The organism is Mycoplasma sp. 613B (assembly GCF_054343485.1).
This window is the reverse complement of sequence record NZ_JBTGVH010000020.1, coordinates 1-20,190: the sequence shown is the minus strand read 5'-3', so window position 1 is coordinate 20,190 and position 20,190 is coordinate 1. Positions and strand designations below refer to the sequence as shown.

General features: G+C 25.9%; 12 protein-coding genes. 8 read left to right on the top strand and 4 right to left on the bottom strand.

Annotation, left to right across the window (positions count from 1 at the left end; all coding sequences use genetic code 4):
* Positions 1-19: 19 nt before the first annotated feature.
* From ACXX87_RS03295 to ACXX87_RS03285, 3 genes are read right to left on the bottom strand one after another with little or no spacing between them, the layout of a single operon-like run.
* Positions 20-811, bottom strand: coding sequence for an MAGa3780 family membrane protein (locus ACXX87_RS03295; protein ID WP_458573280.1), 792 nt, complete (start codon positions 809-811; stop codon positions 20-22).
* 8 nt (positions 812-819) lie between these two features.
* Positions 820-1,512 (bottom strand): glycerol-3-phosphate 1-O-acyltransferase PlsY, encoded by a 693-nt coding sequence (gene plsY, locus ACXX87_RS03290; protein WP_458573279.1) that lies wholly within the window; start codon positions 1,510-1,512, stop codon positions 820-822.
* 12 nt (positions 1,513-1,524) lie between these two features.
* Positions 1,525-3,153: a potassium transporter TrkG gene (locus ACXX87_RS03285; RefSeq protein ID WP_458573278.1), complete on the bottom strand. Its 1,629-nt coding sequence runs from the start codon at positions 3,151-3,153 to the stop codon at positions 1,525-1,527.
* A 74-nt stretch (positions 3,154-3,227) separates the two neighbouring features.
* Here ACXX87_RS03285 and ACXX87_RS03280 point away from each other — a divergent pair, with 74 nt between their 5' ends.
* Positions 3,228-3,905 (top strand): potassium channel family protein, encoded by a 678-nt coding sequence (locus ACXX87_RS03280; protein ID WP_436359186.1) that lies wholly within the window; start codon positions 3,228-3,230, stop codon positions 3,903-3,905.
* Between the two features lie 65 nt (positions 3,906-3,970).
* On the opposite strand, the gene ACXX87_RS03275 is transcribed toward ACXX87_RS03280, so the two are convergent.
* Positions 3,971-4,789 (bottom strand): Cof-type HAD-IIB family hydrolase, encoded by an 819-nt coding sequence (locus ACXX87_RS03275; RefSeq protein ID WP_458561065.1) that lies wholly within the window; start codon positions 4,787-4,789, stop codon positions 3,971-3,973.
* A 385-nt stretch (positions 4,790-5,174) separates the two neighbouring features.
* Between ACXX87_RS03275 and ACXX87_RS03270 the strand changes: the two genes are divergently transcribed.
* Genes ACXX87_RS03270 through ACXX87_RS03240 form a run of 7 tightly spaced genes read left to right on the top strand, consistent with a single transcriptional unit; the run spans position 5,175 to position 20,111 of the window.
* On the top strand, positions 5,175-10,544 hold the full coding sequence (locus ACXX87_RS03270) for a PDxFFG protein (protein WP_458573277.1): 5,370 nt from the start codon (positions 5,175-5,177) through the stop codon (positions 10,542-10,544).
* Positions 10,545-10,556: 12 nt separating this feature from the next.
* Positions 10,557-13,610, top strand: a complete 3,054-nt coding sequence (locus ACXX87_RS03265) for an ABC transporter substrate-binding protein (RefSeq protein WP_458573276.1) — start codon at positions 10,557-10,559, stop codon at positions 13,608-13,610.
* A gap of 3 nt (positions 13,611-13,613) precedes the next feature.
* On the top strand, positions 13,614-14,669 hold the full coding sequence (locus ACXX87_RS03260; protein WP_458573275.1) for an ABC transporter permease: 1,056 nt from the start codon (positions 13,614-13,616) through the stop codon (positions 14,667-14,669).
* Position 14,670: 1 nt separating this feature from the next.
* Positions 14,671-15,699 carry an ABC transporter permease gene (locus tag ACXX87_RS03255; RefSeq protein ID WP_436359180.1) on the top strand — a complete coding sequence of 343 codons (1,029 nt, stop codon included), beginning with the start codon at positions 14,671-14,673 and terminating at the stop codon, positions 15,697-15,699.
* Between the two features lie 10 nt (positions 15,700-15,709).
* Positions 15,710-16,933 carry an ABC transporter ATP-binding protein gene (locus ACXX87_RS03250; protein WP_458561068.1) on the top strand — a complete coding sequence of 408 codons (1,224 nt, stop codon included), beginning with the start codon at positions 15,710-15,712 and terminating at the stop codon, positions 16,931-16,933.
* On the top strand, positions 16,911-18,251 hold the full coding sequence (locus tag ACXX87_RS03245) for an ABC transporter ATP-binding protein (protein WP_458561069.1): 1,341 nt from the start codon (positions 16,911-16,913) through the stop codon (positions 18,249-18,251). Before ACXX87_RS03250 ends, ACXX87_RS03245 begins: the two co-directional genes overlap by 23 nt.
* 3 nt (positions 18,252-18,254) lie before the next feature.
* Positions 18,255-20,111: a hypothetical protein gene (locus ACXX87_RS03240; RefSeq protein WP_436359175.1), complete on the top strand. Its 1,857-nt coding sequence runs from the start codon at positions 18,255-18,257 to the stop codon at positions 20,109-20,111.
* Positions 20,112-20,190: the final 79 nt, after the last annotated feature.

The following is a 20,190-nucleotide window of genomic DNA, read 5'->3' as shown; positions in this document are numbered from 1 at the left end:
TTCTTTATTGAATTTTTAATTAGTTATTAGTTTTATAACTTTTATCCTTTATTTTTCTTTTTAAATCCTTTAAATAGCAGTTGTTTTTGTTATAAGAAATTCTGTATACTGCTTTTCAAAATAAACCTAAAGTCATTGGAATAAATAAAGCAATAATAAACATTAATATATCTAAAAATATTACTACTGCAATATTTCCGCCTTTATAAAAGAAAGGTTTAGTGAAATTTAAGAAAGTATATATAACTACTCCATCATTATATTCTTTTGCATAATATGCATATGAAGCAAAATATAAGATAAAAGCAAATAAGAAGTAACCAAAAACATATAATGAGGTATGGAATAAAAGTTTATTGTCAATAGTTAATGATTTTCTTATTAAAAATAAAGCAATAAAACCAAGAATTGGATTAATTAAATGGGTAATTAATGAAACAATGCTTCCATATACATTAGTTCAATCATTAGTATAGGAAATTAGTGCTCAGTAAATTATAAAAGTAATGGTAATTAAAGTTGTTGCTGCAAATAATCATCTTTTAATTTTAGTACTTTTTCTATTTGCTGCTAAAAGAATTAAAACTACTCCTAATAAGAAATTACTTTGATATGTAAAGTAAATTAAAGAACTTGCATTTTTAAAAATTACTTGCATTTTTATTGCTTTTCCTACCTGTGCAACTGATGGACTAAATTTTGCCATTTCAATAATTAAAAAAATTGTTGAAGTTAATAGAATAAAAAGTCCCATTATTAAAAAAGGTAAACTTTTTGAACTAATTATATTTTTTAAATAATGTTTTTTCATCATTCTCCTTATTTTTTAAATTTGAATTTATTTTCATTTTTATTAATAAGTCTTTTAATATTAGACTTATGTGAATAAATAACAAAGATGTGGGAAATTAAGATTATTAGTGGATTTATTCAATATAAATCTTGATATACTTTTCAGTTAAATCAAGATAACTGTCCAAGAGCAAATCAAGGAATAAAAGATAAACCTATTAAGACCAGTGGAACAAAAATTGAACCAACTGAAATATATCTTGTAAAGTATACAACTGTTATAAAAATCACTACTCCAATTGCAACAATTACTAAATTATAACCAAAGAATAAACCAAGTAAGCTTGCTGCTCCTTTTCCACCTTTAAATTTAAAAAAGATTGGTCATATATGACCGATAATCACTCCTAAACCCGCTATTTGCGGAATTAAGTATTTAAGTGATGTATCATAAATTGGTGAGTTTTGAATTTGTGAATGTATTATTCAAGCAATTATGACTGTTATATAAGCTTTGAATATGTCAAAAATAAAGATTGGAAGTGCTATTTTAGCTCCATAAACTCTTAAGGCGTTTGTAGAACCTGCATTTTTAGAACCTCTATCGCGAATATCTTCTTTTCTTTTTGTTCTGCTAAAAATAATCGAAATGTTCACAGAACCAATTATATAACCGATAATTAAAGCAATAAAATTAGTTATGATGATGTTAAATGTCATTATACCTCCTTGTTATCCAATTGTAACATCTTCTTCAATATATTCATATTTTGAAAACTTGTGATTGTGACTTCCTCAAATCAAAATTGTGGAAGATATTCCAAGTTGCCCTACAAACATAATGAATATTAAAGCAATTTTACTAATGGAATTTAAATGACTTGTAATTCCTGTAGACAATCCTGTTGTTCCAAAGGCTGAAGTGATTTCAAAAAGAACATTAATAACTCCATATGTTCTTCCTGAACTTTCACTTACAGCAGTACTTATGGTTGTGTTGTCTCATGGAATTTTACCACCAAATGTATTAAATGATGTTGTTAAAAATAAAAAAACTATTAAATTAAGCAAAATTGAAATAATTAATACGACAGAAGATTGATTTACAGTTTCATCTTTTATTTTTCTTTTAAACATATGAGTGGAATTTTTTCCACGCATTTTGGAAATTAAATTTAATAAAATAATTGCAAGTGTTGTTGAACGAATTCCCCCACCTGTTGAAGAAGGTGCAGCTCCAATAAACATCAAGATAGAAAGAATTCCAAGTGATGTATCAGTTAAATTATAAAGATCAAATGTAGCATATCCTGCGCTTCTTGTAGAAAAAGAAGTAAAGATAATTGCAAAGACTTTATCAAAGTGTGTTCTATAACTATAACCTATTGTACTTGTTTTACCTCAATAAGTAGGATCGGATTGACTAAGATTTCAAAAACTAGATTGATCTTTGCTTAGAAGTTCAAAACAAAGCACGAGTGCAACCCCAATAATTGCAACAGCAAAATAAGTTACTAACGAAATTTTTGAAAATAAAGAGAATTTGTGTCTTTTTCTTTTGGTAATAAGACAATAAAAGTATTTATAAAAATCATAAACAACTGGATAACCAATTCCACCAATAATAAATAATAGTAGTAATCATACTTGTAAAAGATGATTGCTATAATAAGGCGCAAGTGAGTTATCACCAATAATATCAAATCCTGCGTTATTTAAAGCGGTTATAGAGTGAAATATCGCAAATCTTAAAGATAAATTAAAGTTATGATAAGGATTATTGAATTCTGTATCTATAGCAAAATCGCCTTTGCTATAGTAAAAAAGAAAAGTTAATCCAAAGGAAGAAATCACTAAAACAGTAAACATTATTGTTACAGAAACTAAAATTACCTTTTTAATATCTCCCATATTATTAGAACTTCTTTCTAAAGCTAGCACATCTCTTGAAAAGATTCCAAGCTTGAGTCCAAAAATATAATTAAAGATATAGACTTTAATAGCAAAAACTCCAATTCCCCCTATTAAAATCAAAATCGCAATGACAGCTTGACCAAACATCGTTCACGTGCTATGCGTAGCTTTAGTTACAAGTCCTGTATCACTAAAAGCGGATGCTGAAGTAAATAAAGCATCTACATAGGAAACAGAACCAGGTTCTGTTTGTGAAATATTTCAATACAATAATAATGAACCAGTGATGGTTATTATTATGTAAATAAGAAATAAGTATCTAATTTTCCCAACTTTTTTGTTGAATTTAGATCTTAAATTCCCAAGAGCATTTCACAAATGGATTCATTTAAATTTATTCAATTTTTTTGTTTTTTTTGAAAAAATTCTTTTATTGTTTCTTTTCATATTAATTTATTTTATAATAATAATTACAAAAATAGTAAAATTATTTTAATTTAAAATTACATTTAAGGAGAAAAATGAGAAAAAATAACGGAATTTGTGTAATTGGGGCTGGAAGATTTGGTCAATCTGTTATCACACAACTTTCAAAATTAAATAAAGAAGTTATTGCGATTGATAGAGAAGAAAGAAACTTAATTTCCATAAAAGATTACACTGTGGCTAACTATGTTGCTGATGCAGCTGATTTAAAAGCTTTAGAAGCTCTTGGAGTTGGAAACATTGATACAGTAATTGTAGCTTTATCAGAAAATATTGAAATAATTGCAGCACTTTTAGAGCTCAAAGTAAAAAACATTATTGCAAGAGCTAATAGTCACAGACACGCTCGCGTTTTACAAAAAATTGGTATTCAAATGATTATTAGACCAGAAGAAGAAGCAGGAGTTAGAACAGCTTTATTTGCTACAAATAAAAGCTTTATTAAATATACTAATGACTTGCAAGAATTAGGAGATGGTTATGTTGTTGGTTCTGCTGTTTTAACTGCTGATAGTTATGATGGTTTAACTTTAAAGAAAACTAATTTCACTGCATTAAACGTAATTGCAGTTATGGTTAAAAGAAAAAATAATTCTTATTTACCGGATGGAAATTTTAAATTATTAAAAGAAGATTTAATTACTTTTATTGGTAAAATTGATGACGTCACAAGAGTTTTTGAAATGATTTCAAGTCAGGAAGAAAATAAATAATTCTTAGTAATAAAAAACCGTTTATTTGCTTAAAACAGGCATAAACGGTTTTTTAATTCAATAAATTATGAGTTGGAGTTGTTTTTGGATTTAACTCTATCGATATAATCTCTAAGTGCTAATCCCACTCCATTTTGCATACAAGTTGCTGTATAAAATTTAGCTTTTTCTCTTGTTTGATCAGTTCCATTTTCCATTGCATAGGAAAAATCGCTAATTTCTAACATTGACCAGTCGTTCGGACTATCTCCAATTGTCATTGCATTTTTAACATCTTCATCATAGAGATTTTGACTAAATCATTTAGCTGCATTTCCTTTGGAAGAACCAAAGTTTGTAATTTCTAAATGATTTTTTCTCATAAATACAACATTAATAGGTAAGTTTTTAATTTCATTATAGATTACTAAAATGTCATTTTCGTTTCCAAAAACTTCGATTTTAACAACATTTTTTTCACTTTGAGAACTATTAATAACTTGATCTCTTGAATATAAAGAATAATCATAACTGTAGTTATATTCTTCTTTAGAATTAAAACTAAAATAGTTTTTATCATTTCAAAAATTTACTTGTGCATTATATTTTTTTGCTAAATTGAAAATTTTTTCTTGTATTTCAATAGGAAAAGGATTTAAATAAATATATTTTTTTTCTTTGTTGTCAAAGATTCCTGCTCCATTTGAAGTAATTAAATATCTTATTGATAATTCATCTGCAAGATTTTGATGTCTTTCAAAAGCTGGATTTCCTGTTGAAATAACAAATTCTCCCCCGTTTTTAATAAATTTTAAAATATCATCTTTAGTTTCTGATGAAACTTTAAAGTCTCTTCCGTAGATGGTTCCATCTACGTCTGAATAACAAATCATTTTCTTTATCATACTTTTCAATTATATACTTTTTATGCTTTTAAAATTCAAGATAGATAAACTTTTTTATTTTTTTAAATTATTAATTATTTTCCTTTCATAAGAAATTTTGCCAAAAACTTGGAAAATTGTAAAAAAAGTGTATAATTTAACATATTAATATAAAAGAAAGGAATTTATCATGAATAAACGTTCATTAAAAACTATTGCGATGAAAAAAGTATTTTTTGGCAAAAAAAATACTAATGTTTATTTATTTGGTTAATTTCTGTAAAAATATTATTAATGAATTTATATACATAATTTTAAATTAAATATTAATAAAATCTTTATTAGAAATTAGGGTTCTGATTTTTAATAAAGATTTTATTTTTTTAGAAAAAGAAAGAGAGAAAAAATGTTAAAAAAGAAATTGAGTTTAACTGCTAAAGTTTTAATTTCTGCTGGAATTATTATAGGAGGTTCATCAGCTGCAATTGGTGGTGTGTTTCTGCACAGTTATCTTTCAGATGAAGTAAATGGATCTAATTCTAATTTAAGCAAAGAAGATTTAAAAAATGATTATTCAAAAATTTATGATGAAAATAGAAACTTAAAACCTATTTTAGCAATCAAAGATCCTTTAAAGAAAAAAGACGTTGCATTTTTAAATGAAAATGGAACAGAGTTTTGATTTAAAGAAAATCCAAAAGAAAAATATGATTTTGATACATTTTTTAAAAAATATTATCAAAAATATGAAGAAAGCTTTATTTTAGAAGTTAAATATGGTTCATTTAGTTTTTATGATGAATACGTTTTAGCAGTGCAACCAGAGCAGTTTATTGAATTTACAAAATGATTCTTTAAAAATGTATCTTGAGGACCTGATTTAGTTACCCTTGAAAGTTTTAGATTAGTTCCAGGAGTAGAACAAAATGGTAATGCTATTACTTTAGGTTCTCATACTACTTTAAATAAAGAAGTTAGTGAAATTAAATTTTTCCCTGATGCATTTTTCGGTTCAATGCCTTTATATTCAGAACTTTCAGGTTCAGGAAACGCTTCAGATTCTCTAACTTATTTAGCATTTAGAAATCTTGAAAATAAAAAGACAGTTGACACCTTTTTACAAAGCATACCTTTAGCAAGTGCTATTAAAAATTCAATTGCACATAATGCTAATGATAACGCCTTTCTCTCTTTAAACATTCCTTCTAAATTAAAAGATAAAGAGTTTTTAGCATATATAAATCGTGAAGAAGGTGAAAACGGAAGAGGAACCTTACTTTTTGATAAAAATATTAGTGAACAGCAATTTAAAGAATTACTGAAAAAACACTCATTAGAAAAGGAAAATATTGCTTTTTCAGCTCTTGAAAAAGTTCAAATATCAACTATTTCTTCTGAATTAAACGATAGTAATCCAATTTTAGCTTTAGGTTTAAAAGTGTTAAATTCATCTAAAAATGAAGTTGTAAACTTTAGAATGTCAGAAGGAGAAATTAGTAATAAATGACTTTTAACTTATCAATTATTAAAAGAAACTATTGATTCTCAAATTGTACACTTTTTAGATTTTTATGACATAAAAGCATATGAAAATAAAAAACTTTATAAATTTACAAATGCAGGAAAAACCTTTTTCTATAAAAATAAAATAGAAGCATTAAATAATAATGATGCACTAAAAAACTATGCATCTTTAAGTGATGAAATTAAAAATAACTTAAAGGAATATACAGTTAAAAAATTAGAAGTTATTGATGCAAAATTACACGTTACTTTAAGTAATAATAACCAAGATGAAACTATAATTTATGAATCTAAAAATATGTCAGATGCTGCTCATGAACAATTTATTGAATTTAAAGAAGCAATTGGTTACCAAGGTTCAATTAACCCTATTACCATTTCATATGGTCCAGAAAATTTAGGACTAAAAGATGAAAATGGTAAAGACTTAAAAGGAATGGATTCAAGAAATTATCAAGTTTATTATGAAACTTATAATGGATTAATTGAAAAAGTAACTAAAAAATATCCACACTTATTAAAAAGACAATTTGGACCACATATACAGAAAAAACTGAATGAAAAAGGATATTATGAATATTCTCTTACTGATGGAGAATATTATGGATTACAACACACCGATAGAATCGGTTTACCTTTAGTTTTAGGCGCTACTATTGAAAACTTTAAAGGTATTTCCATTGACTTTTTAAAATACGTAACAGCTCATGAATACGGACACCACTTTACTTTAGAGCAAAATCAAGCTTTAAATAATAATGAAAATGCTTTAATTGTTGGTGGATTATCAACAAGAGGTGGAATTAATATTTCTTCATACTATTCATACAAAGGTTTAGAAAATTACTTACTTGCAAGAACTAATTTATCTATAGAAAGAGTAAACGCATTAGGAAAACCTTCTGCAAAAGGTGAATATGTAAGATTTAAATACTTACAAAAAGATGGTGTAGAACATTTAGAAACTGATGATGAAATTTGAGGAGATGCAAATCCAAAAGCAAGTATTTTTGAAGTAGCAAAAAATACCAAAAGAAGATTTTTACAAACTTTTGAAGGTCTTATGGAAGCTGCTAAAGAAAGAAAAGTTGATCTTAAAGATTTATTTTTAGCTAATTCCTTTGATGAAAATTCAGGAACCTTAAACCCATTTATTACAGGAAACACCAAAGCATTTGCTAAAAAAGAAACCGATGTTAATGGAACTAAAAAACAAGTATATAAATTAGAAGAAATTTCTCTAAAAAATATTCTTAGCGAACTTAAAGATGGTAAAGGGAAAAAACTTTCAGAAATAGTAACTTTAAATGCTGCAGAAACTGATTTTACTTTAGAAGTTGTTAAATTAGAAGAAGTGAAAGAAAACAATCAAACTATCACTTATGCAAGAGAAATTAAAATGTTTAACAATGATGGTTCTCCTGTTATTAATGTTCCTTTAAACGAACCACTTGATAAAGCTACATTAGACTTTATAACAGCAAAAACACAGGAAATTAAAACAGCGATTGAAAATGCAGTAATTAGAAGATTCTCTCAAAGTGGATGAAATGATTTAAGTTCTTCACTTGGTGGAGTTGTTTCTCCAAATCTTAGAAATGTTTTAAATGCATATGATACTGATAATATTGCAAATAACATTATTAACAGAAGTGCAAATGATGAACTAAATCCTGAATACAACGTAGTAACAGCTGAAAATAACCCAAGAAAAGCAAAAGAATACTTTGCTTTAAATAGTTCAGATTCACTTGCAAACCAAATTAAAGACACTTTAAAAGGAGCAAAAGCTTTTGTTGATTTAATTAATTCAAATCGTGGTTATGAAGGACAATTAACCAATGTTTTAAGTTTTGTTACTAAAAATGGAGACAATTATTCCGGTGATGTTCGTTTCACTTTCCCGAATGTAGCAAGAGCAGAATCAAGATTTTTAACAAGTGTTTATACAAGTAATATTGAATCTAACTTAAAAAACACTCTTGAACGATTTGAACTTAATCTTGAAGGAAAATTACAAGTTAATCCTTTAATGGTTTTTGCAAGAGAAGGAACAAGAATTTTAGGTTCAACCAATATATTACAAAGTGCTGATTTTGTCTTTATAAACGATCAAAATAAAGTATCAGATCACGTTGCTATCAATGATGCTTTTACTAAAAATAATGATGCTGAATTAGCTAAATTAATAACAAAAATTGGATTTAATACTAAAGATAACATTTTTGATGACAAAAGAAACGGAATTTCCCTTTATGAAGCATTCAATTCTTCATTAGAAAAACTAAACATTTCTACAACTGCAACTGAATATAATACTGTTGTATTTAATAACTTTAAAAACTTCTTTGAATTTGCTTCATTAGATTATTCCAAAGCAACTTTAGTTTCTGTAACTAAAGATGTTGCAACAGGCAAAGAAAGTGCAGTATTTAACTGAAATATTGATTATGTTAAAACTAAATTTGATCTAAATAAATTTAAAGAAGAATTACTAAAAAGTTCTGCTGAAAGTGCTAAAACAAAAGAAATGATTCAAAATGGCGATGATCAAGTAATTGCTAATGAAATGATGTTTAGATTTAGAAAAAGTCATTACTTTTTAGCAATTAAAGACTTTAATCCACTAACTGAATTAGAACAAAATAAAGCTATTTTTTCAGAAAAATACGGAATTTCCTTTTTAAGTTCTTCATTTAAAACGGGTCTTGTTTATGATTTAAGTAAATATTCAAAAGATGAACAATATATAAAATATGATGCAAATAAATTGCAAACAATTTTAAAAGAATACGTTACTAAAATTTTAGGTAAACAAGAAAATATTGATCAAATATTAGCTAATGTTAATTCTCAAGATTTATATTTACTTGTAGGAAATATTATAACTTGAAATAACAATGGGCTAATCAATCAAATAACTTTAGGTGATGTCATCTTTAATGAATTCAATAGCGGGCAACCAAGTTCTGATGTTCTTAACTATAATCTTTCCAGAGTTGAAGCATCTATTGGTGATAAATTTACAGATTATATTTACAACATTGCTGAAACTTTAACAAGAGATTATGTACAAACAACTTATGTTCCAAGTTTTAAAGATTTTGGTAATCTACCTGGATATTTAAGTAATTTAAATGAAGCAACTACAGGTTTAGACTATATTGTCGATGCAACTAAATTAAAAATTTGAAATGACAGAAAAAATAATTTTAACAACTCTTCTTCAAGTATTACTCAAGCTGGGAGATCATTAAAATTCGAAGAATATTTACCAAAAACAAAAGATACTTATGTTGAAATTTCAAATCAAATAGATAGATTAAAAGATTTGGCTAAGTCTTTTGTAGAACAAATTTTAATAATAGCAACAACTTACACAGGAGATAAAGAAGAAGAAGGTAAAAAATTAATAGAAAAATTAAGAGAACAAATTAACAAAATTAATGAGCAAAATAGTGACTTAACAAATAAAAGATTCAAAAAAGTTATTGACATTAAAAACAAAGTTTATGGTTCATACATTTCTAGAACTACCTTCTCACCAAGAAATGAAGATAGAACTTCTTCTTATTTTGGAAGATTCATTACAAGAAATAATGGATATTTCAAAGATACAGTTGAAAAAGAAAAAATTGGTTTAGAGTTATATGATGAAAATAGAAATGAAATAGTGGATGATTCAATTAGATTAAAAGACTTTGATGGAAATAAAATTAATACAAGAGCAAAAGCATTCTTTGTCTCTCAAATTTTAAACTACGGAGTAGGAAGTAGAAACATTTCAGGATTATTTAGAAATAAAGAAAAAGATGCTGTTGTTCTTTATGGTTTTGTAAAAAATGAAAAAGCAAATAAAATCAAAAAAATTAGATTTACTGATGTTATTACAAAAGAAATTAAATATCTAGATGTTAATTTTAAAGATACAAATAATTTATTTTATTTATCAAAACAAGGTGATGAAAGTTCCAAAGTTACTTTAGCAGACTTAGGTTACTCTTCATGAGTTTCAGACTATGCAATTATGGCTAAATATCGTGATACCTTACTAAAACCAAAACACAAATATTTTGTGGAATTTGTTGATGAAAATAACGAATTTGTGGAAGAATTATCACTTGGTGATTTAGAAGTAATTTCTGAAAACGGAAAAACAGATACACAATCTTCAATAAAAATTTATAAAGATAAAACAAAAGAAAATAAAGCAATAATAGATATTGACTTCCAGTTCAATATAACAGGATAATAAAGGAGAAATATGAGAAAAAAATTTAATAAGAATCTATTAATTTCAGGTTTAGTTTTATCATCAACTTTAAGTTTATCTATTATTTCTTGTTCAACAAATAATGAAAATCAACATTCTTCAACAGTAAGTAAGAAAAATTATGACTTTGGTTTAGCAACTGAACCAATTAACAACTTAAACTACATTAGATATAAATCAATGGACAAAATTTTACCTGCTTTAATTGATCCTTTTGTTAAATCAGGGCCCACTTCTAGTTTAAAGTCAATTATTCGTGTTAATGATTTTAATATGGTTATGATTGATACAAGTAATACTAAAGATGCTAATGGTAATGATTCTAATAATTTCAATGATTTCTTTAAAAATAAAGGAGAATTAGAGCAAACTGATGGTTATGGAAGAGTTACTGGATCATTTTTAAGATTAGCTGATTTTGGGTTTGTTGGTGGTCTTGGTAAAGGATCTTTAGGTGATTTAAGAAGAGGAGCATCAATTTATGGTTTTAGAAGTCCTAAAAACTCAAATAACTATTTTGCTTTTACAGGATCTTTAAACAATAAACAAAATTTATGAAGTAATAACGATGTTATAAATGCTCAAGATTTAAGAGATTATCTAGAATATATTTTAGACTTAAACACCGGTTCACAAAGACTAGATCAAGTTAAAAAATATGGTTTTAGAAGTGCTGAAAGATTTATTAATGCTCAAAAAGACTATTTACAAAAGTTTAATGAGAATTATAAAAATCCTTGAGGTCGTAGAAAATACATTTTAAATGATAAAAAAGAGTGAATTCAAGATCCAAATCAAAAAGTTTGAGAATCTCAAATCAAAAACGAAAATGGCGAACCTTTAGATACAAAAGAAATTGAAGAAATTAAAGCAGCAGCTCTTGATTTTGGATTTTACACAGGTCAATTATTTTTAGATTATACTAACGAAGAAATTGAAAAAAACTTAGAACACAATCCTTCTTTCTTTATTCCGAATAAAGATAAAAAAGATAATCAAACTTTTAAAATTTTAGTAGATGCAAATGCAACTAAAGAAGCAGATAAGTTTAAAACAGTGACTTTAGTAGCAAATCCTTTTGTTAATCCTTATCAAGAATTTTCACTTTCAGATAACAAAATAAAAACTAAATATAATCAAGTTGCAAATAGTGAAAACAGTTTTACTGCAATTTTTGATGAAAATAAAACTCCCAACTTAAGTTATTTACTTCAAAATATTTTTATGAATTTATATCCAGCAAATAGAAAATATATTGAAACTGTTGCTGGTGGAATTGATAAATTCGGTTCAGATACTAAAAAATTCCTAACAAGCGGACCTTTTAATATGAATAAAGATGATATTATTTTAGGACCACAAGGACAAATAGTTTTAGAAAAAAATAAAGACTATTATGATGCTAAAAACACCATTACTAACAAAATAAAAATTTATTTTTCAACCGATAGAAATACTAATGCAATCTTTTTTGAAGATGGTTATGTTTCACAAACCTACATTCCAGCTTCTAAAATTAATAAGTATTGATCAAATGAAGAATATAAACAATATTTAAATAAAAATCAAGGTTATGGAACAATCGCTTTTGGATTCAACTTAGATAATGAAACAAATGCATCTAGTTACATTCAAGATCAAGATTTAAGAAATGCAATTTATTATGCTGTAAATAGAGAAGATGCAATTAAATTTGTTGGATGAGATTTCTCTTTCCCTGTAAATACTTGAACTTCCTATGGACAATACAGAACTTTTGATGGAAAAAACATTGAAACTTACTTTAGTGATTTAAATTCAAAAGCTAAAAACAAAAAAGAATTTAACCTTTTAAATTATGACTTTTTAGTGCATTTATCAAAAGGTTACACCTTTGAAAAAACTGTTAGAGGCGATCTTGCTTATGACGTTAATACAGCAAAATACTATATAGAACGTTTTAAAGCAAAACATCCAAATCTACAAAAAGTGTACTTAACATTTTTAAATAACTCATCAGATGAACAGAAAAAAGCAGGTTTATTTTTAAAAGAATCTTTAAACAAAGCATTCAATGGTTATGTAGATTTAGAAATTAAAAGTCTTCCTGAAAACACCTTCGCTTCCTTTATAGAAGAAGGTAAATATGACATAATTTATCAAAATTATGACAAAATCGGTGGAAGTGGTGCTCAAGATTATGTTTCTGTCTTCTTCTTTACTGATGAAATTGATTCTATATCACAAAAAAATATTGCTTTCAAAGACAATCCAGTTGGTTCATATACTTATGCAGAATACATAGCTGATTTAGTATTAGAAAAATCCGATTATAAAGGAAATAACAGGGAAAAAATTACACAAGCTTTAAATGTATATCTTCAAAAAATTCAACAATATATTAATAATAACATTAGTGAAGAATTTAATAAACTAAACAATAAAGATTCCATTAGTAATTTAGAAATTTCTAGTTTTAGTAATAAATATGCAGAACAAGTTGCTAAAGAGTTAGAAAAATCAGAACATAAAAGTGTTTATAATGTTAAATTTACTAAAAATGCTTTAGAATATTTTTTAACTAGAAACCAAAACATTAAATATGGAAGATTAAAAAGAATGTACATTAATTTAATTACTAATGAAATGACAGTTGAACAAATAGCTAAGTTAACTAACGATACAAAAACTAGACTTGCTTTTAATCAAAGTATTGATATTTCTAAAGTTAAATTTGATTTTTGAAACAAATTTATAGAACTTGCTTTACAAACAAACACAGAAAATAGAAGCACTTATTCAGATAGAATTGCTGCATTCTTTTCAGGTAACTTTACAACCGATGAACTACATCAAGGATGAACACAAGAATACGTTTATGTTTTCATAGGAGAATTAGAAAAAATAATAAGAGATGGTGCTTTTGTAGTTCCACTAATGGAAGTTGATACTAACTGAGAAATTACTAAAATTGCAGGGGTTAGTTCACTATACACCTTTGCTTTACAATATGCTTATGACTATACTAATCCACCACTTGCTGGATTACCAAGAAAGAGAGACTAAAATATGGAATTTATAAAGAAAAAAGAAAATAATAAAACTGTTTATTATGATGATAATTTAGTTTATTTTACTCACAGTAGAAATAAAAAACTAACATTAAAAGATAAACTTTTAGCAATGGATTCTCCCTTTTTAAAAACTTTATGAAGATTTTTAAAAATCATATTAGAGTTTTTTATCATTGGTTTAATAGTTATAACAATCACTTTCTTTTTAATAAACGCCGTTCCAGGTTCTAATACTTTAACAGCAGGACTTGATGAATCAGCAAGAAAAACAGTTGAAATTAAATATGGACTCAATTTACCAATTTGACAAAGATATTTCAATTATTTAGGTGGAATTTTTAAAGGTGATTTTGGAATTTCACTTTCACTGTTCCCAGGTCAAGAAATAAATTCCTTTATTTGAGAAAGATTCTATAAATCCTTTTTAGTTGGTATTTTTTCAGTCTTTCTAACTGTTTCTATTGGTATTTCTATAGGAATTTGAGTTGGAAAAAATCCAGGGGGAATTTTAGATAATGTTTCAACCATATTAGTAAGTATTTTCTCTTCTGTTCCTTCAATTATCTTTGCATTAATTTTAGTATTTTTAGGAAGACTAGTTCACTTACCTTACATCTTTGATCACAAAGATTTATTAACATACGTCTTACCAGGACTGGCTTTATCGCTTGGAAGCATTATTGTTTATATCAAATACATAAGAACTGAACTTAATAGGGAATTAAATTCAGTGCATGCAAAATTTGCTTATTTAAAAGGATTATCTAAAAGTCGTTTTGTGTGAAAACACGCACTAAAACCTTCTTTATTCCCAATTGCAACATTCTTCCCTGCTGTTATTTTTGGTTCATTTATTGGAAGTGTGTTTATTGAACAAATCTTCTTTATTTCTGGTTCTGGAGCAACTTTACTACAAGCCATTCAAACTAAAGATTATAATGTTATTTTATTCTTGATTATTATTTTCTCTTTCTTAACAATTATTTCTTATGCTACTCGTGATATTTTATACGAAGTAATTGATCCAAGAATAAGAAGAAAGGGAGCGTAGAATGTCGCTTTTTAGTAAAATTAAACAAAAAATCAATAATAAAAATAATAAAGTAAAAGAAATGGATCAAATTGATAGAGAGTCATTAAAAATGGCTCCCAATCCAGTTTTAAAACCATTTGAATATCAAGCTTGAAAACTTATTGGAAAAGCTTTTGAATATCACACAGATTCACAATTAAAACCACAAACTAAAAAATTTAAAGAATTTGTTTATCGTTATTCTAACAACTCATCTGGAGTTTTAGGATTTATGATTATTTTTATCTTAATCATCTTAGCTCTTATTTTACCTTTTACCACATTAGATCCTAATTTTAGTGATGTTAATAATAGATCATTAACCTTTAATCAAACAGATTCAGAAGGAATTTACCACTTTTTTGGAACAGATAATCTTGGAAGAGATTACTGAGCAAGATTATGACATGGTTTAAGATATTCTCTATTATTAGCTCTTGTTGTAACTTTTATTGAAGTTATAATAGGATTAACTTTTGGAATAATGATGGGACAATTTGACAAATTTGATAAGTTTCTAACTTTTGTAATTAAGATTTTATCTGTTGTTCCAACAATCTTAATCTTAATTTTAATTACTATTGTTGCTAAACCTACTTTTTGAGTTATTGCACTTTCACTTTCTTTAACTTCATGAACAGGAATGGCAAACCAAATTAGAGCTCAAGTAAAAAGAGCAAAAAACTTTGAATGAGTTTCAGCTTCTAAAGTTTTAGGAACTCCTACTTATAAAATATTATTAAATTATATACCAGTGATTTTACCAATTTTAATTACACAACTTGTATTTACAATTCCTGGAGTTGTTTTATCAGAAACTTCATTATCATTCATTGGTCTTGCTATTGAAGATATTCCAACACTTGGAAACTTAATATCCGATGGTCAAAAAGATTTCCCTAATTATTTAAGATATGTTTTTGTACCTTCAACATTCTTAATTTTAATTACCACAAGTGTGCAATTAATCGGTTCAAGTATTCAAGACTCTTTAAGAAGACAAAGATAGGAAAAACAGTATGCAAAAGAATTTAAAAATCCTTCGTTCAAGATTAAAAAGAAAGAAAAATAAACTTAAAAGAAAAGTAAAATTATTCTTTAAAAACAAAAAAAATAAGAGTCAATTTAATTTTAATAAAATCTCTAAAAATGTAAAATATCAATCTTTTAAAGATGGTAAACAACTTAAAATTGCTGCTGAAATTAATAATATTCATCTATCATTTTTAAACCCAGCAAGACCTGGAGAAAAAAATAAGGTTTTAAGAGGAACTTCACTAAAAATTTATGAAGGAAAAGTTCATGCAATCATTGGTGAATCAGGTTCTGGTAAATCAGTAATCACATCATTATTATACGGATTACCAGGAAATAACGCTGTTATTGATTCAGGTGAAATCAAGTTATATAACAACAATGTTGAAAAATTCTCTCTTAAAGACTGAGAAAAATCTCACTTTAGAGGCAGAATTGTTTCAGCTGTATTTCAAAACCCAATGTCTACTTTAAATCCAACTATGAAAGTTGGAGCACAAATTATGGAAGGTATGCTTTTAAATAAAATTGTTAAAAACAAAAAAGAAGCTTACCAAAGAGCTGTTGAGTTCTTAAAATTAACAAAAATTAATGATCCAGAAGCAGTTATGAAATTATATCCACATGAAATGTCAGGTGGAATGGTGCAAAGAGTTGTAATTGCTGCTATTGTTGCACTTGAACCTAAAATTTTAGTAATGGATGAACCAACAACCGCACTGGATCCAACAGTACAAGCATTAGTACTTGATGTTATTAAAAACTTACAAGAAAAACTAAAATTAGCAATTGTGTTTATAACTCACGATTTAGGTGTTGTTGCTTCCATTGCTGATTATATTTCTATTATGTATGCAGGTCAAATTATTGAAGAAGGACTTGCCACAGAAATTCTTAAATACCCACAACATCCTTATACTTGAGGATTAATTCTCAGTATGCCTGATTTAAATAAAGGAGAAAGACTTGCTACTATTCGTGGAAGTGTTCCTTCTAATTTAAATAATATTAAAGGAGATGCTTTTGCAATTAGAAATGATTATGCTTTAGCAAGAGACTTTGAAATAGAACCTGATTTTTACTTTGTTTCTGAAACTCATAGAGTTAAATCAGCACTTTTAGACAAAAATGCTCCAAAATACAATCCACCAAAAACTATTTTAAAAATATGAAAGGATTTTTTAAATGAAAACAAACAACAATCATAGTGAATCAGTATATACCATTAAGAAAAACCCTTTTGTAAAATCTAAAGTAGTTAGAAAGAATTTAAAAGGATTAGAAGATATGTTATCTCCAAAACATAACGAAGAAATCCTTTTAAAAATGCGTAATGTTGACATTACTTACGGAAGTGGTTCTAAAGCATTTCGTGCTGTTTCAGACATAAATTTAAACATTTATAAAGGTGAAGTACTTGGACTTGTAGGTGAATCTGGTTCTGGTAAAAGTACAATCGGAAAATCTTTAGTAGGTCTTGTTCCTTATTCTTTTGGACAAATTACTTTATTAGATAAAGTTTTACCTAAAAAAATGCAAAAAGGATTCAAAGTCGGTAAAGCTTTAAAAAACTATAAAGAAATAGAAAACTTTTTAGTTAATAAAGTACAAATGATCTTTCAAGATCCAGCTAATTCCTTAAATCCCCACGTCACTGTTGAAAAAGTAGTGTCAGAAGGATTAATCAATGCTAAAAACGCTAAAGAAATTTACTTACTTAACTTCGATCAAGATGTTAAAAAAGAAATTTATGCTTTATTAAAATCTAAAAATTCTGCTTCTTTAAAAGAATATTTACTTTTTGAAAAAGAATTAGATTTAAACATTTTAGAAAATTCATCTTTAGCTTTTGATTTTCTTTATAACCAATTAGCTACTAAATTAAATAACAATAACAATCTTGAAGTTTTAGAAAAACTTAATTTTTATAAAACAGAAAGAGAAGAGAAAAACAAAATTTCAGAAAAAGATGCAAGAAGTGAACTTGTTAAAGAAATTTTAAAATCAGTAGGACTTGATGACTCTGTTTTACCAAGATACCCATTAGAGTTTAGTGGTGGACAACAACAAAGAATTGGAATTTCAAGAGCTGTAGTTTTACGACCACAATTACTTGTAGCAGATGAACCAATTTCTGCTTTAGACGTTTCGATTCAAGCACAAGTTGTTAATATCTTTAACGACTTAAAAGATAAATATAATTTAACCATTCTTTTCATTGCTCATGATTTAAGAATGGTAGAGTATATCTCTGACCGTATTGCTGTAATGAATAAAGGTAGAATTCTTGAAATTGGTAAAACCGAAGAAATAATGAATAAATCATTACACCCTTATACCAAAAGTTTATTAGATGCTGTTCCTTCAATTGAAGGTAAAAAAGGAAGTCTAATAGGATATGTATATGATATTAATATGCATAATTATTCTGAAACTAATCAACCAGAATGAATTAAAATAAATGACGATCACTATGTTCTTGGAACAGAAGAAGAGATCGAAAATTGAAAAAAAGGAATATATTAAAATATGAAACAACAACAAAATAAAAAGAAGAAATTACTTTTATTAAGTGCTCTAACAACCATTTCTTCTTTACCTGTTCTTTCTTTTTTATCATGTAATGTTGAAAAAAAAGAACCAGTAAAAGAAAATGAAGAACTATCTAATAAGAAAAATGAAGAAAAGTTAAAATTAGATATTTTATCAGAAGAAGATAAATTAAAATTTACTAAAAAAATAGAAGATTCAAAAACAATTGATGAATTAAATGAAATTTCAAATGAAATTCAAAATAAAATTTCTGAAATCACAGAAGAATTTTATAAAAATCTAAGAACTGATATTGATGAAAAAATTTCTGACATTATAAAGAAAAATGAATTAACAATCAATTCTTTATCCAATAAAGATAATTATTCAAAATTAAAAGAAATTGAAAAAGAAATTAAAGAATACTTGCAAGGTTTAAAATCAGAAATAGAAACAAAATGAATATCCATTTTAAGTGAACAAGAACAAAAAACTAAAAAAGAAGAATTAACTTCTTTAACAAATGAAGAAAAAATAATAGATTTCAGAACAAAACTAATTGCTACAATTGATAAAGAAAACGAAAATACTAAATATCCAGAAAAAAAATCAGAATTTACTAATAAAATTAATTCTTTTAAATTAGAAAAAAGAAAAACTAAATGAAAAGAAGATTTAACTAAAATTAAAAAATATTCAGAAACTTTTGATTTTGAAATTTTATTAAATGAAGAATATGAAAAAGATTTATTAGAATTTAAAGAAAGAAATGAAATTTTATTTAGTTTATTTTTAGATTTTTTACAAAATGATTCAGATAAAGATATCTATAAAGCAAAAATTTCTAATTCTTCAACAGGCGAAGAAATATCTAAAGTAATAGAACAAATTAAATCTTCATTAACAAAAACAGATGAAGCAGTTATTAATAAATTTAAAGAATTAGTTTCTACTTGAATTGAAACAATAGATAAAGAATCTATTAAAAAAACATTAAAAACAGAAAAAGAAAAAGCTACAACTTTTGAAAAATTAGATTTACTCTTAAATAAAGTTATTGAAGAATATCAAATAGAGTTAATTAGTGTAAAAAATACAGTTAATTCTAGATTAAAAACATTAAATAGATATGATTCTGAAAAATCAAAAGAATTTGAAACAGAATCTCAAAAAATAGCAAAAGATAAAAAACAATTAAGTGTTCTGGCTCAAAATATCTTAATTGAATTTAAAAAATATAAACCATATATTGAATTACAAAAATATTCTAACGAAGAAGAAAGTAGCAAATTTCCCGATAAAAAAGAAATTAAAGAATTATTTTACTATAGTGCCAAAAAATATCCAAATGGTTTCTTTTCAATATCTCCAAGACCATCTACTAAAGTCACAACTTCTACAGAATTCAAAAAAGGCGAGTACAAAGTAGAAACATATAGAACTGGAAAAATAAAAGAATATATTAATTCTGGATTACCAGTTATGGATAGAACTTATACATTAACTAGTGAAGATAAAGCAATAAAAAATAAAATTTTTGAATTAAAAAGTAAAATATTAGATGAATTTTATACATTAAATTCTAATTTTTTAGGTTCAAAAGAATACTTTTTAAAAACAGATATATCCATTGGATTGAAGGTAAAAATTTCAAGATTACTTTATACAATAGATAAAGCATTAATTGATGGATATTTTTATTCAGAAGTTTATGAAGCTTTAAGTGGAGAAACATTAGATGGTGAAGTTCTTAAGAAATCAAAAGATAGAAAAGCTGAATTAGAAAAAAATATTCCTGCTGATTTATCAGAATTAAAATCAGAATACGAAGGTACTAAAAAACTAAATCCTTAATAAAAGATAATCGCATTCAATGCGATTGCTTAATTGTAAGATCAAGTGCACCACTTTAAAGTAAAATTTAAAGTATGGG